Here is a 268-nt window from a genome sequence, read left to right as displayed (position 1 = left end):
CCAAAGTGCTATATTTGGCGCCTTGTCGCTTGACCCGGTGACAGCATAATAGAGCGAAATAGAAGTTGATGGATTGTGGGCGTTCACGCGCCCGGCGTTGGGAGGAAATCATGTCCGATAAAACTTATGACGTGTCCGCGGAATGGGCGAAGCGCGCCTATATCGATGACGCCAAATATCGCGAGATGTATGCACGCTCGATCAAGGACCCGACAGCCTTCTGGGCTGAGGAAGCGGCAAAGCGCGTTCACTGGATTCATCCCTTCAG

1 protein-coding gene is annotated in these 268 nt (G+C 53.7%); it reads left to right on the top strand.

Going from position 1 to position 268, the window contains the following annotated elements:
- Window positions 1-110 precede the first annotated feature (110 nt).
- The coding region (locus WDW90_RS39640; RefSeq protein WP_336493061.1) for an acetyl-coenzyme A synthetase N-terminal domain-containing protein at window positions 111-268 on the top strand (158 nt) is incomplete at its 3' end.

Source organism: Methylobacterium nigriterrae (genome assembly GCF_037106235.1).
Lineage (GTDB): Bacteria > Pseudomonadota > Alphaproteobacteria > Rhizobiales > Beijerinckiaceae > Methylobacterium > Methylobacterium nigriterrae.
The sequence above is the reverse complement of the archived record's forward strand: the minus strand, read 5'-3'. Positions and strand labels throughout refer to the sequence as shown.